This is a genomic window from Bacteroides fragilis, from assembly GCF_019583405.1.
Lineage (GTDB): Bacteria > Bacteroidota > Bacteroidia > Bacteroidales > Bacteroidaceae > Bacteroides > Bacteroides fragilis_B.
Genome location: NZ_SZUU01000003.1, coordinates 498,124 through 524,207, shown reverse-complemented (window position 1 = coordinate 524,207; position 26,084 = coordinate 498,124). Strand labels below are relative to the sequence as shown.

Sequence of the window (26,084 nt, the reverse complement as noted above, 5' to 3'; positions counted from 1 at the left end):
AATTGTTATATAGACATGAAGTACGGAGTAAACAGACAAGTATTATTAATCACAGCCGGTATCGTCTGGATAATAGCGGGGGCCAATATTCTACGCATAGGCATTGTGACCTGGCTCAACGACTCACAATACTGGCTCTTCAAGGTAGGCGAAGCTACAGTTGTTTTCTTATTGTTTTTTATTCTCGTCTTCCGAAAACTCTACTATAAACATACCCGCCGGATCGAACAAAAGAAAAAGGAAAAGAATTGCCCCTTCTCTTTTTTCGATGCAAAGGGATGGATCATCATGTGCTTCATGATAGCGATGGGGATCACCATTCGCGCATTACATCTGCTGCCTGACACTTTCATTTCAGTTTTTTACACAGGGCTCTCACTGGCACTTATGTTTACAGGCATATTGTTTATACGCTACTGGTGGCGTAAAAGGTCACATACTTAGTATTTGTTCAAGAGTTCTCTTCGTTCGTTTTTCATGAATGACGTTAACATTGTTAACGCACTTGAGGAAAGCATTCGTTATAGGGACGGAAAGAACAAGTCTTTTACATTTAAAAGTCTTGTTCTTTGAATGCAAAAGGCTAAGTTTAACACCTTGTTAAATCAAGTGATATAAAAAGAGAGAACAAAAGGGATTAAAAGATTGAAGTTGAAGAAAATAGAAAGAGAAATGAATTATTTACGGGAAAAAGGCATAAGAGAGGAATGGAAAGGGATAGTTACGATTCTGGCAACTACGATTGTAGAAGATTTCCAAAGAGAGCGTTTGGTGCAGAAACAAGAAAAAGCTACCTTGTAAAACCAAGAAAAGAGAGCGATAAGAGGATATACGGATTTAAGAAGGAAAGAAAGAAAAGAAAAGAATGATCTGTTTATAATGCCGCTCCGCTTCCATTAAATCAGTCTGATATATCTTTTTTAGTTTGGCCACTTCAAATGAAGCAACTATTGGACTGATACGGACACATTCATAAATTTATTTTTCAACCAGCTTTTTAGAGGACTTATTGTATCTTTGCAAAATTAAAAGTGACGAAAATGGACTTGAATAAAAAAATGAAGGAAGAGTTTATCCGTTTCCAACGAAACGAGAAAACCGAAAGTATCGTATACGAACGACTGGCCTCTATTGAAAAAGACGAATCGAACCGCAAAGTATTACGTCTGATCTCAGCAGAAGAAAAAGCGCACTATGCCACACTAAAGAAATATACGGAAACCGACGTTGCACCAGACAAGTTGCGTATAGCCAAATATTACTGGCTGGCAAGAATCCTGGGTATTACATTTGCCATTAAACTGATGGAGTCAAGTGAAGAGAATGCACATCATGATTATGCCAAATATACAGATTATCCGGACCTCCGGCAATTGGCCAGTGAAGAAGAAGTTCATGAACAGAAATTAATCGGGCTAATCAACGAAGAACGACTTGAATATATGGGTTCGGTAGTACTCGGCCTGAATGACGCGTTGGTAGAGTTTACCGGAGCGTTGGCAGGATTCACTTTAGCATTGAGTGACTCCAGGCTGATAGCCCTGACGGGAAGCATCACGGGGATTGCCGCAGCTTTATCAATGGCTTCATCTGAATATCTCTCGACCAAATCGGAAGGAGGAGAAACGAAACATCCCATAAAGGCCGCCATCTATACGGGCATTGCTTATATCATCACGGTAGTGGCGCTGGTTGCTCCCTTCATACTGATCGAAAACGTACTGATAGCTTTGGGAATAATGCTGGCCATGGCTTTGGTGATCATTGCATTGTTTAATTATTACTATTCGGTAGCACGCGGAGAAAGTTTCCGCAAAAGATTCACCGAGATGGCAGTACTTAGTTTCAGCGTAGCCGGCATTAGCTTTCTGATAGGCTATGCACTGAAAACATTTACAGGAATAGACGCTTAAACATAAAAAAGGAAAAGAAGAATCATGAAAAAAGCCCCCTCGCCTCTTGTCTCTCTGATCCCTCTGGTCGTATTGGTTATCATGCTGTTTGCCACCATACGTACCTTTGGCAGCGATGCACTCAGCGGAGGCAGCCAAGTGTCTCTGCTGACTACAACAGCCGTTTGCATACTGATCGGCATGGGATTCTACAAAATAGGTTGGAAAGACTTTGAACTGGCTATCACAAACAACATTACAGGCGTATCTACCGCCCTAATCATTCTGCTGATTATCGGCGCATTGAGTGGTGCATGGATGATAAGCGGTGTAGTCCCCACATTGATTTATTACGGAGTGCAAATCATACATCCCAGTTTTTTCCTGACCTCTACCTGTATTATCTGTGCCTTGGTATCGGTTATGACCGGAAGTTCCTGGACTACGATTGCTACCATCGGAATCGCTTTAATGGGCATCGGCAAGGCACAGGGATTCGAAGAAGGCTGGATAGCCGGAGCTATTATTTCGGGCGCATACTTCGGAGATAAAATCTCTCCATTATCGGATACGACGATATTAGCAGCCTCAGTTACCGATACTCCCCTGTTCAGACATATCCGCTATATGTTGATAACCACCGTACCTTCACTAATCATTACCTTGGTTATCTTTACAGTAGCCGGATTATCACACAATGCCGGAAGCACAGAACATATAGCCGAATTCTCGGCCGCACTGGCAGGAAAGTTCCACATTACACCATGGCTACTGATTGTACCGATAGTTACAGGTGTACTGATTGCACGGCGGGTACCTTCCGTCATCACCTTATTTCTGTCAGCGGCACTGGCAGGGGCATTTGCCGTATTCTTCCAGCCCGACCTGTTGCAGGAAATATCCGGTTCGCAAAATTCCGAAAGCACACAGTCCATCTTCAAAGGGCTGATGATGACTCTTTATGGAGGGACCAGCCTACAGACAAGCAATGAAGCACTCACCGAACTGGTGGCTACCCGGGGTATGGCAGGCATGATGAATACGGTATGGCTTATTATCTGTGCGATGTGTTTCGGAGGGGCTATGACTGCCGGCGGCATGTTAGGAAGTATTACTTCCGTATTTGTCCGCTTCATGAAAAATACAGTCAGCATGGTGGCCTCTACGGTTTGCTCGGGTATTTTCCTGAACCTCGCCACAGCCGATCAGTATATTAGCATTATCCTGACCGGAAACATGTTCCGGGATATTTATGAAAAGAAAGGTTATGAAAGCTGTTTGCTCAGTCGAACCACGGAAGATTCTGTTACAGTGACCTCCGTATTAATACCATGGAACACCTGCGGAATGACGCAAGCCACGATACTGAGTGTTCCTACACTGGTTTATCTTCCCTATTGCTTCTTCAACATTATCAGTCCGTTAATGAGCATTACGATTGCTGCCATCGGATATAAAATTGTGAGACGCAAGTGAACAATCTGAAAAGGGAGTTGTTCTTGGAATAAACGAACAACAGTTTTAAACCTAAACAAAAAAAAGTTATGAAAAAGTTTATTGCATTAGTAGCATTAGTATTAGTAAGTGCATCGACTTTAATGTATGCACAAGAGTCACAAAGAGACATACGCCGCGCCGACCGTAAAGCACAAAGAGACGCAGAAAGAGCCAGACTGAAAGCTGAGGAACAGGCTGCCGACCAAGTGGCCTATCAGCAAGCCGTACAGGCTATCAAAGACAAACAGTTTGTACTGGAAGCCGATCAGGTAATCTTCAAACGCGGCCAGACAGCTTTTGTATCGTCCAACACTAACTTTGTAATGTTGAACGGACAGAGGGCAACCGTACAGGTAGCGTTCAATACTCCGTATCCCGGCCCTAACGGAATTGGCGGTGTAACAGTGGACGGAACCACTTCGGATGTAAAAGTGACTACCGACAAACGAGGCAATGTGAACTGCAACTTCAGCGTACAAGGTATCGGTATCTCGGCACAAGTCTTTATCACATTGACAAACGGAGGCAACAACGCCACTGTGACCATTAATCCGAACTTCAACTCCAATACATTAACGTTGAGCGGCAACCTTGTTCCGCTGAACCAGTCAGATGTATTTAAAGGCCGTTCATGGTAATAAGAGTGACGAGACTCTATTTAAGCTCGTAACTAATTCACATAACTCCGCTGCAAGTCGCACAAAAAGTGTACATTTGCAACGGAGTTTTTTTATGGACAAATTATGAGAGAATATATCATCGCAGATAATCAGGACATCACGAAAGCAGGAATGATGTTTCTGTTAAGCAAGCAAAAAGAGGTAAGCTTGTTGCTGGAAGCCGACAATAAGATAGAGTTGGTCCAGTCGTTGCGCATTCATCCGCAAGCGGTGGTTATTTTAGACTATACACTATTTGATTTTTCCGGCGCAGATGAATTGATCATCCTTCAGGAACGATTCAAAGAATCAGACTGGTTATTGTTTTCAGATGAATTGAGCATCGGATTTCTGAGGCAGGTATTGTTCAGCAGCAATGCTTTCGGAATCGTGCTGAAAGACAACTCCAAAGAAGAGATAATGTCGGCCCTGCAATGCGCATCACGAAAAGAGCGCTTTATCTGCAATCATGTAAGCAATCTGTTATTATCGGGAAGTGGAAATGTAAACACTGCTTCAGCCGTGCACACTTTCGTGCCGCAGGAAGACCGTTTGCTCACACCGACGGAAAAAATAATCTTAAAAGAAATAGCTTCCGGCAAAACGACTAAAGAGATAGCGGCAGAGAAGCATCTGAGTTTTCATACCATCAATAGTCACCGAAAAAACATATTCCGCAAACTGGGAGTGAACAATGTGCATGAGGCTACCAAATATGCCATGCGGGCAGGTATCGTGGATTTGGCGGAATATTATATCTAAAGCAGAAGAGCGTACCGGAAATCAAAAATACACCGATTCATACAGACCTTGAGCAGCGACCGATCATTAAGCCGCATCTCTGTACAAACCGGTGTCATCTGTCAGCAAAGGAGCTTTCGTAATATTCTTATCCTATTTCTCCACTCCCGAAACAAACCCGGGATTCGGCGTCATAAATCACGCCAAACTGTCCCGGTGCAATTCCCTGTAATTTTTCGGAAGAAATAATCCGGTATCCCTCTTCATCATGTAGCAAACGGCCTTTGATAAACTCAGGTGTATGCCGGATCTTAAATGTTACTTCCTCCTCGCCTGTCGAGCCTTCCCACGGGTTATCCGTAATAAAATTGAAGTCTTTCATCCTGAATTCATAACCATACTGCTGCTCGGCATCATAACCGTGGGAGACGTAAATAATGTTATCCTGAATATCCTTCTTCACAACGAACCAGGGTCCTCCCCCCAATCCTAATCCTTTTCGCTGGCCAATGGTATGAAACCAATAGCCGCGATGAGTACCAATCTTCTTACCTGTTTCAAGTTCGATCACCGCCCCCTCTTTCTCTCCCAGAAAGCGACGGACAAAATCGTTATAATTTATCTTGCCCAAAAAGCAAATACCCTGACTGTCCTTCCGACGGGCACTGGGCAATCCGGCCTGCAACGCTATCTCACGCACTTCATGCTTCATCAACCCGCCTATCGGAAACAACAATTTCGAAACCTGCAAATAGTCAATCTGAGCCAGGAAATCGGTCTGATCTTTTATCGGATCCTTGGCTGTACCCAGCCAGGTTTTCCCGCCCAGTTGCAAGGTCGTAGCATAATGTCCGGTTGCCGTAAGATCGAAATCCTTTCCGACCTGTTGCTCGAAACAGCCAAACTTAATCAGCTTGTTACACATCACATCCGGATTCGGAGTCTGCCCCTTCCGTATCTTCTCGATGGCATAAGCAGCCACATTATCCCAGTATTCCCGATGTAAATCGACAACCTCCAGTTCCAAACCGTAGCGCCGGGCTATGGCAGTAGACAGTTCTATATCCTCTTCGGCAGAACAGTCCATGTATTCCGCCCCATCCATACCTATTTTGATGTAAAACAGTGTAGGCTTGTAGCCCTGCTCACAAAGCAGATGTACAACAACCGAACTGTCCACTCCTCCTGATAATAATGCTGCTATATCCATTTTTTTAAATTTTCTCTAATGCCTGACGTAAGTCATCAATAATGTCCTCAATATGCTCCGTACCTATCGAAAGTCTGACCGTTCCGGGCTTAATCCCCTGTTCCTCCAACTCCTGCGCATTCAGCTGCGAGTGTGTGGTAGTGGCCGGATGAATCACCAGCGACTTCACATCGGCCACATTGGCCAGCAAAGAGAATATCTGCAGACTGTCGATAAACTTCTGCGCTTCCTCCGTTCCTCCCTTTACCTCGAAAGTGAAGATAGAACCTGCCCCGCCAGGAAAATAACGCTGATAGATGGCATGATCCGGATGACCGGGCAATGATGGATGATTAACAGCCGCTACCTTCGGATGGTTCACCAGAAAATCAATAACCTTCAAAGCATTGGCCACATGCCGTTCTACACGCAAAGACAAAGTCTCCAACCCTTGCAGCAGGATAAAAGCATTGAACGGACTGATGGCAGCGCCCGTATCGCGCAGCAAAACGGCACGTATGCGGACAATGTAGGCAGCAGCCCCGGCAGCATCGACAAACCGTACCCCATGATAGCTTGTATCCGGCTCGGTCAGTTGTGGGAATTTACCGGAAGCAACCCAGTCAAATTTACCGGAATCGACAATAACCCCTCCCAACGAACTGCCGTGTCCGCCAATGAATTTAGTGGCAGAATGTACCACAATGTCTGCCCCATGCTCAATGGGACGGATAAGGTAAGGCGTACCGAAAGTATTATCCACGATCAGCGGAATCCGATATTTATGGGCAATGGCGGCTACGGCATCCATATCGATAATATTGGAATTGGGGTTTCCCAGAGTTTCAATGAATATCGCCTTTGTATTTTCACGAATCGCCCGTTCGAAATTAAAAAGGTCGGACGGATCTACAAAAGTGGTCGTTACTCCATAAGCAGGCAGAGTATGCGCCAGCAAGTTGTATGTGCCTCCATAAATGGTCTTGGCAGCCACAATATGATCACCGGAACGGGTGATGTTCTCAATAGCATAGGTCACGGCAGCAGCTCCGGAAGCCACGGCAAGACCGCCTACTCCCCCTTCAAGTACTGCGATACGTTCTTCCAATACTCCCTGAGTGGAATTGGTCAGACGCCCATAAATATTCCCCGGGTCTTGCAATCCAAATCGTGCGGCAGCATGGGCCGAATCCCGGAACACATAGGAAGTTGTCTGATAAATAGGTACGGCACGCGCATCGGTTGCCGGGTCGGGAGTCTCCTGTCCAACATGGAGTTGTAAAGTCTCAAAATGTAATTTTTTCGTTTCCATTTGCTATCTATATTTAGAGTTCATTGTCAGTGTCCAATCTTTATATGTTGCAAAGATAGAGGAATCCGGCAGGGAACGAAATCGCACATTAAAGGCATTTTTATACCATAATCGTGGTAGATAGAGCAGGTTATTAACTACATTTGCAGGCAAATAAAAACATGATTGATATGAACAAACTTTTATACTGTTTCCTTTTATCATTTTCTCTCATGGCTGTTTCGGCATGTACTGACGATAAGGAAAAGCAGGATCTTCCCCCGACTCCCAATTTCAACCAAATGATCCTGAAGGAAAATCTGCACAGTGACGGAGGCGATGTATACCGTACGGACACTTACGTATTCAATAACAATAAATTAACAGGCCACACCACTGTACAAGAGTTCTACGGACAAAGTCTGACACACGAAGTGGCTCTTTCCTACTCCGGCAACGAAGTGACATTGACAGATGAAAACGGAAATACGGCCACCTATACTTTAGGAGATACGGGATATGCTACCGAATGCACTTATAAATTGTCCAGCCAGATCAGAAAGTATAATTTTACATATTCCGGCGAATATCTTACCCGGATCAACGAAGAAATAGACGGCACGCCTTATTCTTCCGTGGAATTGGCATACGATAACGGAATTTTAAGCCATATCATAGCTGATGGCCGGCAAACCAATTATCAAGCAGGAAATATGAAGAACCTGTATCAGCTTCCCTGTTTGCAAGTTTGTGATATTTACCCCCTGTCCCTCCATACCGATGCTATTTATGCCAGACTGTTGGGTATTCAGTCAAAGTATCTGATTATCGGAAACACTCCGGAAGGAAACGAGGAGGAATACACAAAATACACTTATGAACTGGATAAAGACGGCAAACCAACAGGAATCATAGCAAAGACTACCTCTACGGGTACTGTAATTGATATAAACGGTAATGCATACGATGAAACGAAAACAGATACGAGAACCATCCATATCGACATTGAATAAAAAGAACGGCTTCGCCTCTACCCTCACAAAGTAGTGAAGTAATGCCCCGTAACAATATATGTTATTTCGATTACATATATTGTTACGGGGCATTACATATATTGGCATTTTTCTTACAAATAGCCCTTCCTCCCATCCATCCGAACCTACCAAGGCTCCATATATGGAGGAAGAAGTGGCACTTATAATCCCAGATGCTCTTTGTCACCTGTTCCCTACTTTTTGGCAAAGAACTTACTGAAGAAGAGAATTTGATAATCAATAGAATTATTCCAGTATTTCCCGTTGTGTTCACCGGGACGGGTAATAAAATCATGATTGATCTTGCGCCCCAACAACCGGTTATGAAAGTCTTTGTTCACATTCAGGAAAAAATCATCTTCACCGCAATCAATAATCAAAGCGAGATCGCCATTCTGAATCTTATCGAGTTGATTGACTACCGTATGTTCATCCCACACCCTTTTATTGGAAGCCATTTCACCCAACTGTTTGTTCATACTCCAATTCTGCGGGAAAGGACGGATATCGACACCTCCACTGGTGCTTCCTGCCGCTCCAAACACATCCTTATGACGGATACCCAACCACATAGCCCCATGTCCTCCCATACTGAGTCCGGTGATGGCACGCCCCTTACGGTCGGCAATCGTTTTATAATTCCGGTCAATATAATTCACTAACTCCGAAGACACAAATGTTTCATACCGGTACGCCGGATTCTTGGGACTATCCCAATACCAACTGTCTTTCCCGTCGGGACATACAAAAATAATCCCTTTTTCATCTGCGATTTCCGGTAAGTCCGGTTTTATCTGAATCCAAGTCTTGGCATGGCCACCATAGCCGTGCAACAAATAGAGCACGGGACACTCCACAGCCTGTTTCCCCAAAGCTGCATCAGGAGTCACTACCACTACTTGAACCTCCTTCTTCATAGAGGGGCTCTTCACCATCAGCGTGTCCACCTTTGCAGCACTAAGCGGTAAAGCGAGCAAAAGCAGACAAACCAGAATTAAATTTCTTCTTTTCATTTCTAATCTATGTTTTTAGAGTTTGCATTTTTAATCTCCCACTTCGGGAACAACAGGATTGAATTTCGCAACCGGTTTCTCAAAGGCTTTTCCACAATGGCTGCAAATATATTCCCAATGATTATCTCCCGGCGGAACACCAGCCAGCATAGAAGCGATGGCGGCACTGATAGCTTTCATCCGATGCTCCTTTTTAAGAACAAACCTAATCTGATCCGAACCACAAAAAGGACAAAACTTCTGTTCTTCAGGAATCATCTGATTCTGCTGTAACAATCGCACAGCCGCTTCATAATCACAATCGGCCACCAGGACATCTACTCCGGAGATGTCACGGACACCCCCGCAACAATGTCGACATATTTTCGTTATGTAATAGAGAGTCAATGCCTTCGTTAGCAAGTGCTCCCTGAATGATATGAGCTTGAAAGGCATCATCGCAAGTAATCAGTTTTACGGTTTTCATCTTTTCTATTTAAAACTTCCCCACAAAAATAGCAGATAAAAACGAAATGCAAAACCTTTTTTATATAACTTTGCACAGAATTTACAAAGTATATCGAAACCAGACCAATGAAAAGAACTGTTTTCTTCCTGTTTCTTTTGAGCTTGCTCACGGCTGCCGGTGCGCAACCGATGCACCAAATCAAAGGAACTGTAATTGACAAAGCCAGCCGTCAACCGCTCGAATTTATCAATGTACTGGTCTTAGGACTGGGGCGTGGAGGAGTGACAGATGCCGAAGGACATTTCAACATCGGGGATGTTCCTCCGGGCATTTATCGTCTGCAGGCATCTGCTGTAGGATACAAAACCATACTTACCCCCGAATATATAGTCTCTACTAAAGATCTCACCATCCAAATAGAAACAGAAGAGAACCTGACCGAATTAGAAGGAGTCACGGTTACTGCTTCTCCTTTTCGAAGAGACCTGGAGAGTCCCGTAGGGCTGCGTATCATCGGATTGCAGGAAATCGAGAAAAGCCCCGGAGCCAACCGGGACATCTCACGCATTGTCCAATCCTATCCGGGCGTTGCCTTCTCCCCTGCCGGATATCGAAACGACCTGATTGTACGGGGCGGTTCTCCTTCCGAAAACCGTTTCTATCTGGATGGAGTAGAAATACCCAATATTAATCATTTCAGCACTCAAGGGGCCTCGGGAGGTCCGGTGGGCATCATCAACGCAGACTTGATTCGTGAAGTCAATTTCTATACGGGAGCTTTTCCGACCGACAGGGGGAATGCCATGAGTTCGGTGCTCGACTTTAAACTTCGGGACGGAGATATGGAACGTAATTCATTAAAAGCAACTTTGGGAGCCTCGGAAGTCTCATTAGCGTCGAACGGACATATAGGAAAGAAAACATCTTATCTGGTTTCGGTGCGCCAGTCATACCTCCAGTTTTTATTTGACATGCTGGGATTACCTTTCCTGCCAACATTCACCGATGCACAATTTAAACTGAAAACTCGCTTCAATGCCACCAACGAGTTGACAATACTGGGACTCGGAGGAATCGATAACATGAAACTGAATACCAAGCTGGATGGAGAAAAAGCGGAATACATATTGAGTTACCTGCCCAAGATACAGCAGGAGACTTTTACACTGGGAGCCGTATACCGTCACTATGCAGGCATACATGTACAGTCTGTAGTCGTCAGCCACAGTTACCTGAACAACCGTAACACCAAATATCTGAATAACGACGAAAGCAGTACGGACAACTTAACCCTGAAGTTACGCTCAGTGGAACAGGAGACCAAATTCCGGATAGAGAACACCTCAACCTTCGGTAATTGGAAAATCAATCTCGGAGCCAATCTGGATTATTCCCAATATACCAACACCACCTTTCAACGAGTGTATATTGATGAAGGCAGAACGTTTGATTATCACACATATCTGGGCATATGGCGTTGGGGAATATTCGGGACCGTCAACTATGCGACTACCGATGAAAGATTCACTGCCTCACTCGGCGTACGGACCGATGCCAACAACTTTTCTTCCGGCATGAAAGGGATGAGCGACCAACTCTCACCGCGCCTATCACTATCATACCGGCTGACAAACGGATTATATTTAAGTGGAAACGCAGGATTATATTATCAGCTCCCGCCTTATACCGGATTGGGATTTAAAGATAACAATGGAATATGGGTCAACAAGCGCCTCCGCTATATGAGCGTCAGTCAAGAAAGCCTCGGCCTGAGTTGGCATCCGGGAAATACATTCGAACTGTCTGCCGAAGGTTTTTACAAACAATATGATAAAATACCGTTCTCCATCGCAGACGGCATCCCCCTGGCCTGTAAAGGCAATGATTACGGAGTCATCGGAAATGAAGCCTTGGCCTCTACCGCCCAAGGACGTGCATACGGCATAGAAATATTAATGAAATGGCTGATAGCTAAAAAACTGAATCTGGCATCCTCGTTCACCCTGTTCAAAAGCGAATATCGCAACAACAAACAATCGGAGTACATTGCTTCCGCTTGGGACAACCGGTATATTTTTAATATGAGTGGAACTTATAACTTTCCACACAACTGGAGCCTGGGAATGAAAGTCAGCTGTATAGGAGGAGCACCCTATACCCCTTATGATGTGGAAAAATCATCTCTTGTTACGGCATGGAATGCACAGGGACGTCCATACTATGACTACACAAAGTACAATACCGAACGCTTGCCCGCCTTCGGTCAACTGGATGTACGAGTGGACAAAACATTTTATCTGAAACGCTGTATGTTGGGATTCTACATCGATTTGCAAAATGTGACAAACAGCAAATTCAAACAACCAGATATCCTGATGAGTACAGGTGTCATCGAAAATCCATCCGCCCCCATAGCAGAGCAGCGCTATAAAATGAAATACATATCTCAAAAAAGCGGGACTTTGATGCCTACATTAGGAATCACATTTGAATATTAAACACATGAACAACTATATTATTAATTACAAAAATTTACTAAAATGAAAAAGGGAATTGTTTTTATTACGGCACTGTTATGCGGAATGTACTTCACGACGGCTTCCGCACAATTCAAAATCGGTGGAAAGAAAATCAATGTAGGCAAAGTGGTACAAGCCGGTAGCGACGCAGCGAAAGCCATCACCTTGTCGGACGCAGACATCGCAGCCATGAGTAAAGAATATATGCAGTGGATGGACACCCACAATCCGCTGACCGCAGCCGACAGCGAATACGGCAAACGTCTGGAAAAATTAACCGGACATATCAAAGAGGTAGACGGACTAAAAGTAAATTTCGGAGTATACGAAGTTGTTGACGTGAATGCTTTTGCTTGTGGAGACGGGAGTGTCCGTATCTGTGCCGGATTGATGGACATTATGACCGACGATGAAGTGATGGCAGTTGTCGGACATGAAATTGGCCACGTGATTCATACAGACTCTAAAGATGCCATGAAGAGTGCATATCTTCGTTCGGCAGTAAAGAATGCTGCAGGAGCAGCCAGTTCTACCGTTTCCAAACTGACTGATTCGGAACTGGGAGCCATGGCAGAAGCATTAGCCGGTGCTCAATATTCTCAGAAGCAAGAGAGTGAGGCCGATGATTATGGTTTCGAATTCAGCATCAAACACAACATTGATCCGTATGCAATGTACAATGCACTGAACAAACTACTCGAACTCTCGGCCGAAGCCCCCAAAGAGTCTAAATTCCAGAAAATGTTTTCTTCGCATCCCGATACAGCTAAACGTGTAGCACGCGCCAAAGAAAAAGCAGACAACTATACTAAAAACAAGTAAGTTCGGGAGCCACAAAACAGATTTTAAACAAGGCCGGACTCCAATATATGGGGTCCGGTCTCGGTCTTTTTGAAAAAATTCATTAATAATTCCGATAGTTTTTGCGTGAGTCCGTACTTTGGTGTAATTTGCGGTCATGAAACTATTCAAACTTATATGGAATTCTTAGTAATTATTCTTTTACTCGTACTGAATGGTATTTTTGCCATGTACGAGATTGCCTTAGTATCTTCAAGTAAAGCACGTCTGGAAACCCTGGTCAGCAAAGGGAACAAATCTGCCCGGGGAGTATTGAAACAATTAGAAGAACCCGAAAAATTTCTTTCTACCATTCAGATTGGTATCACGCTGATCGGTATCGTATCGGGTGCTTTCGGTGGAGTAGCCATTGCCGATGATGTGACTCCGCTCTTCGCCATGATACCGGGAGCCGAAGTCTATGCAAAGGACCTGGCCATGATCACAACCGTAATCGTCATTACCTACCTGTCACTGATTATCGGTGAGCTCGTACCCAAATCCATCGCTCTCAGCAATCCCGAGCGCTATGCAACCTTGCTGAGTCCCGTTATGATTCTGCTGACCAAGATTTCATTCCCTTTTGTCTGGTTGCTCAGCATTTCCACCCGCTTGCTCAACAAACTGATCGGCCTGAAAAGCGAAGAACGCCTGATGACTCAGGAAGAACTGAAAATGATCCTTCACCAAAGCTCGGAGCAGGGTGTGATTGACAAAGAAGAAACCGAAATGCTACGTGATGTCTTTCGCTTTTCGGATAAACGTGCCAACGAACTGATGACTCACCGACGTGATCTGGTGGTGCTACATACGACTGACAGCAAAGAGAAAGTGCTTCAAATCATCGACAACGAGCATTTCAGTAAATATCTCCTGATTGATGACGACACCGACGAAATAGCAGGCGTGGTTTCTGTGAAAGATATCATACTGATGATAGGTAGCGAACAGGAATTCAACCTTAGAGAAATTGCACGCCCCGCCTTGTTTATACCCGAAAGTTTATACGCTAAAAAAGTTTTAGAGCTATTTAAGAAGAACAAAAATAAGTTCGGAGTTGTTGTAAACGAGTATGGCAGCACAGAGGGAATCATTACCCTGCATGACTTGACCGAAAGTATCTTTGGAGACATTCTGGAAGAGGACGATACGGAAGAAGAAGAAATCGTTCGCCGACAGGACGGCTCCTTGTTGGTAGAGGCTTCAATGAATATCGGAGATTTTATGGAAGAGATGGGAATACTCTCTTATGATGATATCGAATCGGAAGACTTTACAACTTTAGGCGGATTGGCTATGTTCCTGATAGGACGTATTCCCAAAGCCGGAGATATATTCACTTACAAAAACCTTCAGTTCGAAGTAGTGGATATGGACCGTGGAAGAGTCGATAAGCTGTTGGTTATTAAGAGAGAAGAGGAGGAATAGCAACTCACTTTTTATATTAATTTAAAGCACTTAACAATGAAAAAAGTAATTATGTTAGCAGCCGTCGTTGCTGCATTGGTATCCTGCCAATCAAAAGGAACGAAAGCTGAAGAAGCAGTCGCAGACAGTCTAGCAGTAGCTATGGAACCCACAATGGAAGAAACCCAGGTATATGAAGGTGTGCTTCCTGCTGCTGACGGTCCGGGCATCCGTTACGTGTTAACTTTGAACACACTGGCGAATGCAACCGATACAACGTATACACTGGACGTCACTTATCTGGATGCTGAAGGTAAAGGCAAAGACAAGACTTTTACTTCTAAAGGAAAGCCGGTAAAAGTGGAGAAAACCGTCAAAGATAAAAAGAAAACGGCCATCAAACTGAATCCGAGTGACGGAAGTGAACCTGTTTATTTCGTAATTGCCAACGATACTACTCTGACACTGGCTGATGACAGTCTGGAAGTATCGGCAAGCGATCTGAATTACAACATTATCCGTGTAAAGTAACGCAGAATTAGCTTAAACTTAAAAAGACAAAAAGCCACGCTGTACATATTGACAGTGTGGCTTTTCTTTTTTTATCGGATCAGAAATTATTTCGTCAGTTTCTCAAAATATGGCAAACGTTCAAGGGGAACATCTATTGTCATTGTCCGCGGCCCTTTAAACACCTTACCCCGATCATCTTTCCATCTACCCTTTGGCAACACTACGGTACGGCTTGTTCCGGATGTCAGCATCGGAGCTACCAGATATTTGTCCCCCAACATAAACTGGTCTTTGCAATCAATGAATCCCTGGTGAGGATACTGATATTCCATGTGGCGAACAATGGGTTCACCGGTCTTTGAAGCATGTTTTGCCAACTCTAAAATATAATCTCCCATTTGCTGGTGAAGATGAGCATACTTCGCACAAATAGCCACATTCTCTTTACTGAGGATACGCCAAGGAGCTACCGAGAATTGCATCATTGGCATCAGGGCATGCACCTGGCACGAACGTACTATAAGTTCTTCATCGAATTTCTTCACATTCAGAAAAGCTCCGAATTGTCCTCCGCCTACCATATCGGGACAAGTATAATAATGTCCTAACAATCCGGCAGCAGTCATATCAGGAATCAGTAACTGAGTCGCACGCCAAGAATAATCTTTATCACCCAACCGCTGTACCAATGCCTGCCCACCTAACTTCCAAGATGCACGCAATTCATTGTAAGGAAAGCTCAAACCTATCTCAGCCCATTTTTCCATAAAAGTATTCACATTGGCATTCTTATCATGAAAAGTATACTCTCCTGTCATATAAGCTACGTCTCCACCATCAAACTTAAATCCGTCGATACCATATTTTTCTTGATTGGCTTTTAACAGTTCCTTCAGATAATTCATAGCTTCCGGATTTGTGGTATCATAACAGGCACTGTACCCGTTCCACCAATGAATAATAGCCGTGCGTCCGTTCTTATCTTTCAACAAATATCCTTTTGCCTCCAATTCACGGAATTCGGGACTATCGGGCGAGACATAGGGAGCAACCCACAACATCACCTTGAATCCCATCCGGTGCAACTCGTCAGTCATCCCTTTCGGATCCGGAAACCTCTCGGTTTTGAAGTCAAAGTTACCATAATATCTCTGCCAGTTATCATCTACCATAAACACCCCCTGAGGAAATCCGTTCTCCACAGCTTTATGGGCATAATTCATAATGTCTTCCTGGTTTTGATCATACATCAGCTCAATCCAGGTATTATATTGCGGAAGAGAAAAGAAAGTAGGTTCCGGAATCTTTCCCGAAGGTGGAAAATGTTTAGCCGATGCAGCCAGCAAAGCCTCTTTCAGCGTAGTTCCGGCCTTCACCGGCTCTATCTTTTCCGAGTCTGAATAAATAATCAGCTGTCCGTCCTTTACTTCAAAACAAAACGGATTTTCGGCCCAGATGTACCTGCCCTCCGAAGAAAGCATGAACGGCACTACTTGGTTGTTCATATTATTGCGTGACATATCCTGCATCCGCAAGTGATCATTGAATGGCATTTGATTTCCTAAAGCCACGAATCCACCCCACCATCTTTCATTTTGCAGGGGTTCGATCACTGTTTTCAATTTTTCCTGCGCGACTGCACCGAGCAGCAGCACGAATGTCACGAGAAATAGTAAAGTCGCTTTTCGTTTCATGATAGTTAGATTAATAATTAAAATTTTCAAGGGGCAAAAATAGATAAAAAAGAAAGAACAGATCATCTATCGGCAAAGAATTATTATTTCCGGACTGTAGCTTCCCACATAAAAACAGAATCTAAATTTTCCGATTCCAAATTCTTGTCCGAATTTTGCATATTACAAGCACCTGTTCAAATCTCCCTTGCCTATTTTTCATCAACCGCAGCCACGGTGGTTTAGAGAAGCTTTTATCTTTTTCACCGGAACTTTCGGAATCCAACAGACCCTAAATAATTATTTTCGCAGCCACAATTCAGAAAAGAATAGAAAAAAGATTCTTTCATTATATTTTTTTCTATCTTTATCAGACAGTTACACATATAATCTAAAAAAGATGGAACAAACATTTAAAGCGCGAAATCCCCAATTAGGACTTTGGTTGTTCGCCATAGGTATAATAGCATGCATTGCGATCAGTTTCACAACTATACAAGCAATCTGGATAGGTGCCGCATGTATAGGTCCCAGTGCAACCATCTATTTTTCACAAACATCCTGCAAATACATTGTCAAGAAAAACGGAGATTTACAAATAGTAAATGACTTCTTCCGCCAAAAACGAACATTCAGTCATATCACCGATGTTACGTATACTCGCCATGCCTTGGGCATGCAGAAAATAAAGATCAGACACGCCACCGGGTTTGTCATGATAGATCCCCAATCACCCTGGGAACTGATAAAAGCCCTGCAAAAGACGAATCCCGATGTAAGAGTAAAGAACTTTATTTAAGACAGGACTCACAACGGAAAAACCAATCTCCCATCTAACCCAAGATACGAAATGAAAACACCTAAAACATTAAAGGTACATTTGCTATTATACCTGTTTTGCCTGAGTGTATCTGCACAAACCACGGACAGTATTGTCCAAAAACTAAGCCAATACGCCTACCTGATCGATAATTTTTCCAAATATATCCCTCAAGAGAAGGTTTACCTGCAATTTGACAATACCAGTTATTACCAAGGTGATAATATCTGGTTTAAATGTTTCCTGATCACTTCCGACCTGCATCCGGCCACTGACCTGAGCAAGACTTTATATGTCGAATTATTAAATCCCGGTGGTGAAGTTATCGACAAACGGACATTAAAAATAGAAAACGGACAATGCCACGGAGATTTCACACTAAACCAAATCCCGTTTTATTCAGGATTTTATGAAGTTCGTGCCTACACAAAATATATGCTGAATTTTGGAGGAGATATCATTTTCTCAAGACTGTTGCCGGTTTTCGACAAACCTAAGGCAGAAGGCGATTTTGCAGAAAAAGAGATGCGGAAATATGCGACAGGAAACTACCCGCTGGAGCGTCCCAAACCGACAAAAGGTAAAAAAGTAAATTTAAAGTTCTTTCCCGAAGGTGGAAATCTGGTTCGGGGGATAGAATCCGAAGTGGCTTTTGAAGCGACAGATGCCTATGGAAACCCCATTACCCTCACCGGTATTGTTATTAACGAAGAAAAACAAGAAATAGCCCGTTTCAGTGTCGCACATGATGGACGGGGAGTTTTCAATTACACACCTACGGGAGAGAAACAAAAAGCGATAGTCGAATTTAATGGCAAAAAGCACCAGTTCAATATGCCGGAGGCCTTACCGGGAGGATATATATTACATGCTGACAATTTATCATACACAGACAGCATCGAAATAGCAGTTCAAAAGAATTCCAATACCCCCTCCGACGTATTGGGACTGGCAGTCATCAGCGGAGGCAAACTATACAAATTCTGCCTGATCGATGTCGAAGGTAATGAAACGATTCGCTTCAAAATAGATAAAAGCAAATTAGTACCCGGAGTTTCCCGAATCGCATTATTCAACAGTAACGGAGAGGTCCTATCGGATCGTTTGATATTTACCTATCCCCAAGAGCAATTATCCGTTAAGGTACAGGCAGACAAAGAAACATACGACCCTTACGAATTGGTGAACCTTGAATTCACCCTGACCGGAAAAGAAAAGATTCCGGTACAAACCCCATTTGCCCTATCTGTGAGAGACGGCATGAATGAAGTAGAATCAGGGCACAATATGTTGACCGATCTTTTATTAATGTCCGAAATAAAAGGATATGTCAACAATCCCCAATATTATTTCGAATCCCGGGACGATACACACCGCAAGGCAATCGATCTCTTATTAAGAGTGCAGGGATGGCGCCGCTACTCTTGGAAACAAATGACAGGAATTGAATCTCTTGATCTTAAATACGGACCGGAACAAGGTATCGAAACACGAGGGCAGGTCGTCTCTTTCGTCCGGCAACTTCCCAAGCCTAACGTAGAAGTGTCCTGCTTCCTGAAGAAACGCGGGGAGAATGAGGAAAACAGCAGTTTCATCGAAGCCATCACTACAGATAGTTTAGGACACTTCTCACTAATATCCGATATATATGGAAAATGGGACTTGATATTGGCGGTTACAGTCAATAGAAAAAAGAAAGATTACCGTATTTTATTGGATAGGCTATTCAGCCCTGCCCCCCGAAAATATCATTATGCGGATATGCAGGTAAGTATTTCCAACGCAGAAAAAGAGAAAGAACTTATGCCCGAAGTGGAAACCACTCCCCTACCTGAAGAGGATATCGAAGCCTTCTTTGCCGCTTACGCAGATTCGCTGGCAAAGGCAGGTAACCATGAAAAGAACTACCGTTTAAAAGAGGTAACTATCAAAGCCAAAAAGAGAACCAAAGAAAAAGAGATATATGAAAGCCGTGCGAAATCGATTGCTTATTATGATGTGCATTCCGAACTGGACGACATAAAAGACAGTGGAAAATTCATTGGTGAAGACATACACGAACTTATGATGAACATGAATAAAAATTTCAGTCCTGTTCCTGGAAGAAATTACCTGTATTATAAAGGCAAAATGCCACTTTTCGTGATCAACTATGAATGTACCCGACATACAGAAATGGATTATAATAAGTACAAATATATAAGACTTGAAGCCATTAAATCGATTTATATCACTGAAAATCTATCTACGATTTGCCAGTATGCAGATCCGAGATTAACTCCGTTTGATGTATCCGACTTATACAGTTGTGCCGTACTGATCGAAACACATCCGGAAGGTAAGATACCGACAGAAGCAGGAAAAGGTGTCAGAAAGACATGGCTTGACGGTTACAGCCAAGTTAAAGAATTCTATCAACCCAATTATTCTGTACTCCCTCCCATCCCCGACTATCGTCGTACATTATACTGGAATCCGTCCATCACTCCGGATAAGGAAGGGAAAGCACATATCCGTTTCTATAATAACAGCAGATGCCGGAAGTTGAAAATAAGTGCAGAAACTATCACAACGAATGGATTAATCGGTACCTATGGGGATTGATAAAAAAACAAAATATCCCGTTTTATATTAACATAATATAAAACGGGGTAAATTCCTTCAAATCATTGATAACCAATGTTTATAGCGGAGAGACAGGTAAATGAACCTTGCCTTGCAACCCGCTCAATATCAGCGTTATATTTTCAATGAACTATCTCAGGTTACGACTTGGTTACGATTTCAAAAGACTTGTATTGTCCTTATCTGCCTGCACCTCGTCTGCATTAATCTTGGGTTCAAAAGTACAGGTTATTTTTAAATTATGCAAGTCTTTGATTACTAATCTTTAAACTTAGGTGTAAGGAGCAAGCTATATATATAAATATATGCTTGCACCTTACACCTACTTTTCAACTAATAAATATATTCTAAACCGAATATTACTTAAAGTCTATGTGGTTGCAGCGTTTTATTTCTGTAATCGTTCCTATTTACTCGTTGTCTTTTATACTTTTGCACAACGATATAATTACTAATTCACAATATCTATGGAAATATCAACCATTGAAGCATTGCAGAATGGCGATCATAAGGCTTTTGAAGAAGTGTTTTTGGCTTATTTCGATAAGGTAAAATATCTCTTGATTGGACTTTTGAGGTCAGAAAGTGATGCCGAAGAACTGGCACAGGATATTTTCGTAAAACTGTGGATGAATCATACATCTATAGACCCAAACAAAGCATTTAACACCTACCTATATACCATTGCAAGGAATACAGCTTTAAATCACCTAAAGCATAAACTGGTCGAAGAAAACTATAAGAATAGCTTTAATGGCTTGGATGAAGAAGCTGCTGATAGTTCTGACGAAATATTATTTGCAAAGGAAATTAGTCTTTTGGTAGAAATGGCTGTATGCAAGATGCCTGTTCAAAGGAAAAAGATTTATCAAATGAGCCGGGAGAAAGGAATTTCCAATAATGAGATAGCCGAAGAACTGGGAATATCAAAGAAAACGGTTGAAAATCAACTTAGTTTGGCTTTGCAGGAAATTAAGCGTGTTATCTCAGCTTTCTTAATATTCTTCCTCTAACAAAAAAATATTAGTTTTAGATCGGGAGTAATAAGCTACATGATTGTATATATAGTATAGGCACTATAAAAGGAAGGAAAGCAATCATGAATAAACGAATAGCAATATTACTATTTTTAACTTTTGCATCTGTCGTATCTATTTTCGCTCAATCTATCGAAGTTAAGAAAAAGATAGATATACAAAGTAATTCCACTATCAAGACAGGGGAACAAATTTTGAGCGTAGAACCGATCAAACCTGAACTACCGGATGAGATAAATAGAAAAGGAACTATTGAATTATCCTCATCATCAGAGATAATGCCAATCAATTCTTCAATAGGAATGTCCCCTTTTTACTATCCTTATCCAATGCTTTTAAAAAATAATCCTATCCTGACGGACTTTTATAGGTTTCAGCAAAACCGTATATACAAACAGTTTTCATTTGTTGGAAGTGGCGAACAAAAATCTTATATAGGATTAGGAGAATATATTTCATTGAATGGTGCTATACGTTGGATGCCATCTAAAAGAATAGCTATAGATGTCGGGGGAATGTTTAGCCGACAATTCTATTTTGCATCACCTCTTTTTCGTCAAGATATTATGGGTATGAATACAAGAATACAATATGCTCTTACAAATAATATTAGATTAAAGATGTGGGGGCAATATGTTTTTTCGGGAGAAGAATACCCATTCTCTGCCTATAACTCACTGTTTCCACATACAGGTGTTGGGGCTTCCGTATCTGTTGATTTGAAGAAAGATGCAGAAATGAGTGTTGGCGCAGAATATCAGTATGATAATAAATCACAGAAATGGAAATTAGAGTCATCCGGACGTGTTTCTATTGGTTTCTAATAATAAGTAAGCAGCTATGAAAGAGAATTATATTTATCAAATACTCAAACAGTTCTTTTTAGATTCATATCCTCCTGAAATAGAGGAAAAGGTACAAAAATGGATTATCAAAGATAAATGGACTGCTGAAAAGAATAATGCCATGTCTGCCATTTGGGATGAAATGGAAATTGCTCCGAATGATAATACCTACAAGGCATTGGATAGAGTGAAAAATAAGATTAAGCAATTAGAGAACCAAAAGAAGCATTTAAGAATACGTCGTGTTTTATTAGGAAGTGCAGCTATCATTATTCCTGTACTCTTGATATTTGGGAGTTACCTCTATATAAATCAGGATGTAGAAATGATAGAGGTAGTAACTTCCAGCAACCAACAGAAACAATGTACATTGGCAGACGGAACAACAATCCTATTAAACTCCAGCACTAAAATAACCTATCCCTCTAAATTTAAAGATTCTACCCGTGTAGTCGCTTTGGATGGTGAAGCCTATTTTTCAGTAGCCAGTGATGCAGCAAAACCATTTATAGTAAAAACAAACAATCTATCCGTAAGGGTTCTTGGCACTAAGTTTAACATATCAGCTTACCCAACGAATGACCGAACTATTGCAACCCTTAATAGTGGAAAGATACAGGTGGATATTCAGTCAGGAAAAACGGATAGCAAGTATATTCTCAAACCTAATCAAGAGATAGTGTTTAATAAGATAGACAATTCTGTATTGATAAATGCGGTTACGGGTGAAAACAGTAGTTGGAAAGATGGCTCACTTGTATTTCAGGATGCCACTTTCAATGATATTGTGAATACGATTGAACGGCGGTATGGCGTTACTATTGATTATAGTAAGCAAGCGTTCCTGAATACTCCATATACCATTAAGTTCATTCATAATGAAAGCCTTGAAGATGTCCTGAACGTATTGCAGGATGTCGTAGGTGGTTTTGAATATAAGAAAGAAAATAGTAAAATAACCATTATAAAGAAAGGGGGTAATAAATAAAAAGAACCGGAAATTGTTTCGAAGCCACTTCCCGGTTCATAAAAGTCAAACTTGTTCCATTTAGAGAAATAGTATTTAACTTTTTAATGATATAAAAAATATGTCTTTATCAAAATTCAAAATTAGACAAAATTACTCAAGCTATAAAATAATCAGCCTGATTATTTTCCTTTTTATCTCTATTCATTCAAACGCCCAAAATGAGAAATTTACAATTTCAAGGCGTGAAATTACTGTAAAGCAAGTCTTTGAACAAATTGAAGCACAAAGTAAATACACGGTTGCCTATAGCAAAGCACAGATAGATGTCAGCAGGAAAATTACAATAAAAGTCCAAAAGGTCAATCTCAAAGAAGTGCTTGAACAAACACTAAAAGATACTGGATTTACTTATAAAATCAATGGGTTGCATATTATTATAGTCCCAATACCTGCCAATACTTCACAAGATAATACTTTCAGGCAAACTATCAAAGGGGTTGTAAAAGACGCAGCATCGGGTTCTTCTATCCCATACGTCACTGTCGTTCTTTCAAATACTAATCCGCAAATAGGAACAACAAGTGATAGTTTGGGACGTTTTAGATTCAATAATATTCCCATTGGCAGATATGATATTCAGGTATCTTATTTGGGGTATGAACCTGCTGTAATGAAAGAAATTCTACTGACTTCCGCCAAAGAAGTGAACTGTGATATAGCTTTGGTTGAAAGTTCCCTAAAGTTGGATGAAGTGGTAGTACGTGCGAGAGTTAATAAAGAACGACCTCTCAATTCAATGGCTCTGACTGGGGGACGTATGATTAGCGTTGAAGAAGCGAACCGATTTGCTGGCGGGCTGGATGATCCGGCTCGGCTTGTCACGTCTTTTGCTGGTGTGGCAGGAACTCCGGGAACAAATGCTATTGCCATACGTGGTAATTCGCCGCAGTTTTTACAATGGAAAATGGAAGGTATAGAAATTCCTAATCCGACTCACTTTGCCGATGTCGCAGGTGTCGGTGGTGGTCTGTTTTCGGGACTTAGCAGTCAAGTAATGGGTAATTCAGATTTCTTTAATGGTGCTTTCCCCGCAGAATACAGTAATGCTCTATCAGGCGTATTTGATATGTCTATCCGAAACGGTAATAATGATAAGTTTGAACACGCTGTTCAAGTCGGACTGTTAGGTCTTGACTTTGCTTCCGAGGGTCCTATTAATAGGAAAACCGGAAGTTCTTATATTTTCAACTACCGCTATTCTGCAACCGGATTAATGGGAGCTTTCACCGAAAACACAGGTATAAGCTATCAAGATCTTACTTTCAAACTGAATTTTCCGACACGTAAGGCTGGAATATTCTCTGTTTGGGGGATTGGCTTACTGGATATGAATAAAGGTGATGCTTTAAAAAATTATTCCGAATGGGAAACATTTGCTGACAGACAAAAGTCTAAAACAACAATGGCAAAAGGAGCAGGTGGAGTAACGCATAGGTATAATTTAGACAATAATGCCTATTTCAAAACATCACTGGCTGCAACTTATTCAGATAATCGTCCCGAAGTAGAACAGCTTCTTTTTCAAAACTCATCCTACTATTTGCCTGTTGTAGATATGAAAAGCACCAATTTGGACATTGTTCTAAATTCTTATTTCAACAAAAAATATAGTTCCCGACATACCAACCGTTCAGGAATTACAATTACTGGGTTATTATATGATTTGGATTTTAACTTGTCACCAAACTTCGGACAAAATAAACCAATGCAAAGAATAGTGAAAGGTAATGGCGAAGCTATGGTATTGTCGGCATATAGTAACTCCATATTCAAATTGACCGATAAATTGACTGCCAATGTAGGCGTAAATGCACAGCTATTTACTTTAAACTCAAATTGGACGATAGAGCCCCGATTGGCTTTAAAATGGAATTTCAATCCTAAACAATCTATCTCCTTAGCTTATGGATTACATAGTCGCCGGGAAAAGCTGGATTATTACTATGTAAAATCAACGGAAACAGGAAAAGATGCAGTGAATAAAGAATTGGACTTTGCCAAAGCACACCATTTTGTGTTATCCTACGATTTAAGTCTTTCAGAAAACACTCATTTGAAAATAGAACCTTACTATCAGGCATTGTTTAATGTACCAGTTGAACCGGGAACCTCTTTTTCTATCATTAACCACGATACTTATTATTTAGATCGTCAATTGGTAAATGAAGGAAAAGGGCGAAATTATGGTATAGACATCACGTTGGAGCGCTATCTAAGCAAAGGATATTATTACATGCTGACGGGTTCTGTCTTTAAGTCGGAGTATCTGGGTGGTGATAACATTTGGCGAAACACACGGCTTGATCGGAGTTACTTGTTTAACGCTTTAGGTGGTAAGGAATGGATATGGGGCAAACAACGCCAACACATATTCAATACAAATATCCGAATTTCTTATCAGGGCGGTGACCGCTATACCCCTATTGATGAAGCTGAATCATTGAGTGAAAAGGATATTATCTACGAGGAAGCACAAGCATTTAGTAAACAGTTCTCGCCAGCCTTTACAGTTGATTTAGGTATCAGTTATAAGCTAAACAAGAAACGTGTATCTCACGAGTTTGGGCTTCAACTTCTGAATCTGACTGGATATACCGGACAGCATGGCTATCAGTATAACGAACAGAAAAAAGTTATAGAAAAAATAAATGTAAGTAATATGTTACCTAACCTTAGTTACAAAATTCAGTTCTAAAACAAATTCATTTATATAAATACCAGTCATTTCTTAGTTTCAATTATTCCATTTGTACTGCATATAATAATCATAAACGTACAACTTAGAATAGTTTAAGTGATCTGCACCCAGAAAGTTGGACAGATTATTTTTATATATTTATAGCGGTCACTTTTCTATTTTTTATAGGAGATTATCGCATTCTATATTCTATTTATTAGATAAAATATTTAAAATCCAGAAATTTGAATAGTGATATGAGGATATTAAAATTGCTTTTATTATTGATTATATTTTTTTCTTATGTAAAACTCTTTGCTCAGAGTAATCAGGA

At 41.6% G+C, this 26,084-nt stretch carries 21 protein-coding genes and 1 pseudogene; 17 read left to right on the top strand and 5 right to left on the bottom strand.

The window, feature by feature from the left end; genetic code table 11:
* The first annotated feature begins 15 nt into the window (after positions 1 to 15).
* From FDF36_RS09480 to FDF36_RS09455, 6 genes are all read left to right on the top strand, one after another.
* Positions 16 to 444 (top strand): hypothetical protein, encoded by a 429-nt coding sequence (locus tag FDF36_RS09480; RefSeq protein ID WP_220391171.1) that lies wholly within the window; start codon positions 16 to 18, stop codon positions 442 to 444.
* Positions 445 to 651: 207 nt separating this feature from the next.
* Positions 652 to 801: a hypothetical protein gene (locus tag FDF36_RS09475; protein ID WP_220391170.1), complete on the top strand. Its 150-nt coding sequence runs from the start codon at positions 652 to 654 to the stop codon at positions 799 to 801.
* 239 nt (positions 802 to 1,040) lie between these two features.
* On the top strand, positions 1,041 to 1,913 hold the full coding sequence (locus tag FDF36_RS09470; RefSeq protein WP_220391169.1) for a VIT1/CCC1 transporter family protein: 873 nt from the start codon (positions 1,041 to 1,043) through the stop codon (positions 1,911 to 1,913).
* A gap of 24 nt (positions 1,914 to 1,937) precedes the next feature.
* The gene (locus tag FDF36_RS09465; RefSeq protein ID WP_220391168.1) at positions 1,938 to 3,368 is read left to right on the top strand and encodes a Na+/H+ antiporter NhaC family protein; all 1,431 of its coding nucleotides are present in this window, start codon (positions 1,938 to 1,940) and stop codon (positions 3,366 to 3,368) included.
* A 68-nt stretch (positions 3,369 to 3,436) separates the two neighbouring features.
* The gene (locus FDF36_RS09460; RefSeq protein ID WP_005786125.1) at positions 3,437 to 4,027 is read left to right on the top strand and encodes a DUF4251 domain-containing protein; all 591 of its coding nucleotides are present in this window, start codon (positions 3,437 to 3,439) and stop codon (positions 4,025 to 4,027) included.
* Between the two features lie 105 nt (positions 4,028 to 4,132).
* Positions 4,133 to 4,810 (top strand): LuxR C-terminal-related transcriptional regulator, encoded by a 678-nt coding sequence (locus tag FDF36_RS09455; RefSeq protein WP_220391167.1) that lies wholly within the window; start codon positions 4,133 to 4,135, stop codon positions 4,808 to 4,810.
* 127 nt (positions 4,811 to 4,937) lie between these two features.
* Here the strand turns inward: FDF36_RS09455 and mnmA are convergent, their stop codons facing one another.
* Both mnmA and FDF36_RS09445 read right to left on the bottom strand, forming a co-directional pair.
* Positions 4,938 to 5,999, bottom strand: a complete 1,062-nt coding sequence (gene mnmA, locus FDF36_RS09450; protein WP_220391166.1) for a tRNA 2-thiouridine(34) synthase MnmA — start codon at positions 5,997 to 5,999, stop codon at positions 4,938 to 4,940.
* Positions 6,000 to 6,003: 4 nt separating this feature from the next.
* A complete protein-coding gene (locus FDF36_RS09445; RefSeq protein WP_220391165.1) occupies positions 6,004 to 7,290 on the bottom strand; it encodes an O-acetylhomoserine aminocarboxypropyltransferase/cysteine synthase family protein in 1,287 nt (428 codons plus the stop codon).
* A 170-nt stretch (positions 7,291 to 7,460) separates the two neighbouring features.
* Here FDF36_RS09445 and FDF36_RS09440 point away from each other — a divergent pair, with 170 nt between their 5' ends.
* Complete coding sequence (locus FDF36_RS09440; RefSeq protein WP_220391164.1) at positions 7,461 to 8,282, top strand: DUF4595 domain-containing protein; 822 nt, start codon at positions 7,461 to 7,463, stop codon at positions 8,280 to 8,282.
* A gap of 215 nt (positions 8,283 to 8,497) precedes the next feature.
* On the opposite strand, the gene FDF36_RS09435 is transcribed toward FDF36_RS09440, so the two are convergent.
* Complete coding sequence (locus tag FDF36_RS09435) at positions 8,498 to 9,316, bottom strand: alpha/beta hydrolase (RefSeq protein WP_220391163.1); 819 nt, start codon at positions 9,314 to 9,316, stop codon at positions 8,498 to 8,500.
* A 30-nt stretch (positions 9,317 to 9,346) separates the two neighbouring features.
* Positions 9,347 to 9,782: pseudogene (locus FDF36_RS09430) on the bottom strand (putative signal transducing protein).
* A gap of 107 nt (positions 9,783 to 9,889) precedes the next feature.
* Between FDF36_RS09430 and FDF36_RS09425 the strand changes: the two are divergent.
* The 4 genes from FDF36_RS09425 to FDF36_RS09410 all read left to right on the top strand — a co-directional run bounded on the left by FDF36_RS09425 (position 9,890) and on the right by FDF36_RS09410 (position 15,061).
* Positions 9,890 to 12,262, top strand: coding sequence for a TonB-dependent receptor (locus tag FDF36_RS09425; RefSeq protein WP_220391162.1), 2,373 nt, complete (start codon positions 9,890 to 9,892; stop codon positions 12,260 to 12,262).
* Between the two features lie 42 nt (positions 12,263 to 12,304).
* A complete protein-coding gene (locus tag FDF36_RS09420) occupies positions 12,305 to 13,105 on the top strand; it encodes a M48 family metallopeptidase (RefSeq protein ID WP_220391161.1) in 801 nt (266 codons plus the stop codon).
* 156 nt (positions 13,106 to 13,261) lie between these two features.
* Complete coding sequence (locus FDF36_RS09415) at positions 13,262 to 14,551, top strand: hemolysin family protein (protein ID WP_005786101.1); 1,290 nt, start codon at positions 13,262 to 13,264, stop codon at positions 14,549 to 14,551.
* Between the two features lie 36 nt (positions 14,552 to 14,587).
* On the top strand, positions 14,588 to 15,061 hold the full coding sequence (locus FDF36_RS09410; RefSeq protein ID WP_220391160.1) for a copper resistance protein NlpE N-terminal domain-containing protein: 474 nt from the start codon (positions 14,588 to 14,590) through the stop codon (positions 15,059 to 15,061).
* An 86-nt stretch (positions 15,062 to 15,147) separates the two neighbouring features.
* Here FDF36_RS09410 and FDF36_RS09405 read toward each other — a convergent pair whose 3' ends face one another.
* Positions 15,148 to 16,803 (bottom strand): glycoside hydrolase family 31 protein, encoded by a 1,656-nt coding sequence (locus FDF36_RS09405; protein ID WP_220391159.1) that lies wholly within the window; start codon positions 16,801 to 16,803, stop codon positions 15,148 to 15,150.
* Positions 16,804 to 17,116: 313 nt separating this feature from the next.
* Between FDF36_RS09405 and FDF36_RS09400 the strand changes: the two genes are divergently transcribed.
* The 6 genes from FDF36_RS09400 (at position 17,117) to FDF36_RS09375 (ending at position 25,768) form a co-directional block, all read left to right on the top strand.
* Positions 17,117 to 17,515, top strand: coding sequence for a PH domain-containing protein (locus FDF36_RS09400; RefSeq protein ID WP_220391158.1), 399 nt, complete (start codon positions 17,117 to 17,119; stop codon positions 17,513 to 17,515).
* A gap of 51 nt (positions 17,516 to 17,566) precedes the next feature.
* On the top strand, positions 17,567 to 20,140 hold the full coding sequence (locus FDF36_RS09395) for a hypothetical protein (RefSeq protein ID WP_220391157.1): 2,574 nt from the start codon (positions 17,567 to 17,569) through the stop codon (positions 20,138 to 20,140).
* A 488-nt stretch (positions 20,141 to 20,628) separates the two neighbouring features.
* Positions 20,629 to 21,174: an RNA polymerase sigma-70 factor gene (locus FDF36_RS09390; RefSeq protein WP_220391156.1), complete on the top strand. Its 546-nt coding sequence runs from the start codon at positions 20,629 to 20,631 to the stop codon at positions 21,172 to 21,174.
* An 86-nt stretch (positions 21,175 to 21,260) separates the two neighbouring features.
* Positions 21,261 to 22,022 carry a hypothetical protein gene (locus FDF36_RS09385; protein WP_220391155.1) on the top strand — a complete coding sequence of 254 codons (762 nt, stop codon included), beginning with the start codon at positions 21,261 to 21,263 and terminating at the stop codon, positions 22,020 to 22,022.
* Positions 22,023 to 22,038: 16 nt separating this feature from the next.
* The gene (locus FDF36_RS09380) at positions 22,039 to 23,031 is read left to right on the top strand and encodes a FecR family protein (RefSeq protein WP_220391154.1); all 993 of its coding nucleotides are present in this window, start codon (positions 22,039 to 22,041) and stop codon (positions 23,029 to 23,031) included.
* 100 nt (positions 23,032 to 23,131) lie between these two features.
* Positions 23,132 to 25,768, top strand: coding sequence for a carboxypeptidase regulatory-like domain-containing protein (locus FDF36_RS09375; protein WP_220391153.1), 2,637 nt, complete (start codon positions 23,132 to 23,134; stop codon positions 25,766 to 25,768).
* Positions 25,769 to 26,084 lie beyond the last annotated feature (316 nt).

Excerpts from the sequence above, each read along its gene's own strand:
- FDF36_RS09415 (WP_005786101.1), top strand. The coding sequence starts at position 13,262 with ATGGAATTCTTAGTAATTATTCTTTTACTCGTACTGAATGGTATTTTT.
- FDF36_RS09405 (WP_220391159.1), bottom strand. The coding sequence starts at position 16,803 with ATGATCTGTTCTTTCTTTTTTATCTATTTTTGCCCCTTGAAAATTTTA.
- FDF36_RS09410 (WP_220391160.1), top strand. The coding sequence starts at position 14,588 with ATGAAAAAAGTAATTATGTTAGCAGCCGTCGTTGCTGCATTGGTATCC.
- mnmA (WP_220391166.1), bottom strand. The coding sequence starts at position 5,999 with ATGGATATAGCAGCATTATTATCAGGAGGAGTGGACAGTTCGGTTGTT.
- FDF36_RS09470 (WP_220391169.1), top strand. The coding sequence starts at position 1,041 with ATGGACTTGAATAAAAAAATGAAGGAAGAGTTTATCCGTTTCCAACGA.
- FDF36_RS09460 (WP_005786125.1), top strand. The coding sequence starts at position 3,437 with ATGAAAAAGTTTATTGCATTAGTAGCATTAGTATTAGTAAGTGCATCG.
- FDF36_RS09465 (WP_220391168.1), top strand. The coding sequence starts at position 1,938 with ATGAAAAAAGCCCCCTCGCCTCTTGTCTCTCTGATCCCTCTGGTCGTA.
- FDF36_RS09390 (WP_220391156.1), top strand. The coding sequence starts at position 20,629 with ATGGAAATATCAACCATTGAAGCATTGCAGAATGGCGATCATAAGGCT.
- FDF36_RS09440 (WP_220391164.1), top strand. The coding sequence starts at position 7,461 with ATGAACAAACTTTTATACTGTTTCCTTTTATCATTTTCTCTCATGGCT.
- FDF36_RS09400 (WP_220391158.1), top strand. The coding sequence starts at position 17,117 with ATGGAACAAACATTTAAAGCGCGAAATCCCCAATTAGGACTTTGGTTG.
- FDF36_RS09385 (WP_220391155.1), top strand. The coding sequence starts at position 21,261 with ATGAATAAACGAATAGCAATATTACTATTTTTAACTTTTGCATCTGTC.
- FDF36_RS09420 (WP_220391161.1), top strand. The coding sequence starts at position 12,305 with ATGAAAAAGGGAATTGTTTTTATTACGGCACTGTTATGCGGAATGTAC.
- FDF36_RS09480 (WP_220391171.1), top strand. The coding sequence starts at position 16 with ATGAAGTACGGAGTAAACAGACAAGTATTATTAATCACAGCCGGTATC.
- FDF36_RS09445 (WP_220391165.1), bottom strand. The coding sequence starts at position 7,290 with ATGGAAACGAAAAAATTACATTTTGAGACTTTACAACTCCATGTTGGA.
- FDF36_RS09380 (WP_220391154.1), top strand. The coding sequence starts at position 22,039 with ATGAAAGAGAATTATATTTATCAAATACTCAAACAGTTCTTTTTAGAT.
- FDF36_RS09425 (WP_220391162.1), top strand. The coding sequence starts at position 9,890 with ATGAAAAGAACTGTTTTCTTCCTGTTTCTTTTGAGCTTGCTCACGGCT.
- FDF36_RS09455 (WP_220391167.1), top strand. The coding sequence starts at position 4,133 with ATGAGAGAATATATCATCGCAGATAATCAGGACATCACGAAAGCAGGA.
- FDF36_RS09375 (WP_220391153.1), top strand. The coding sequence starts at position 23,132 with ATGTCTTTATCAAAATTCAAAATTAGACAAAATTACTCAAGCTATAAA.
- FDF36_RS09395 (WP_220391157.1), top strand. The coding sequence starts at position 17,567 with ATGAAAACACCTAAAACATTAAAGGTACATTTGCTATTATACCTGTTT.
- FDF36_RS09435 (WP_220391163.1), bottom strand. The coding sequence starts at position 9,316 with ATGAAAAGAAGAAATTTAATTCTGGTTTGTCTGCTTTTGCTCGCTTTA.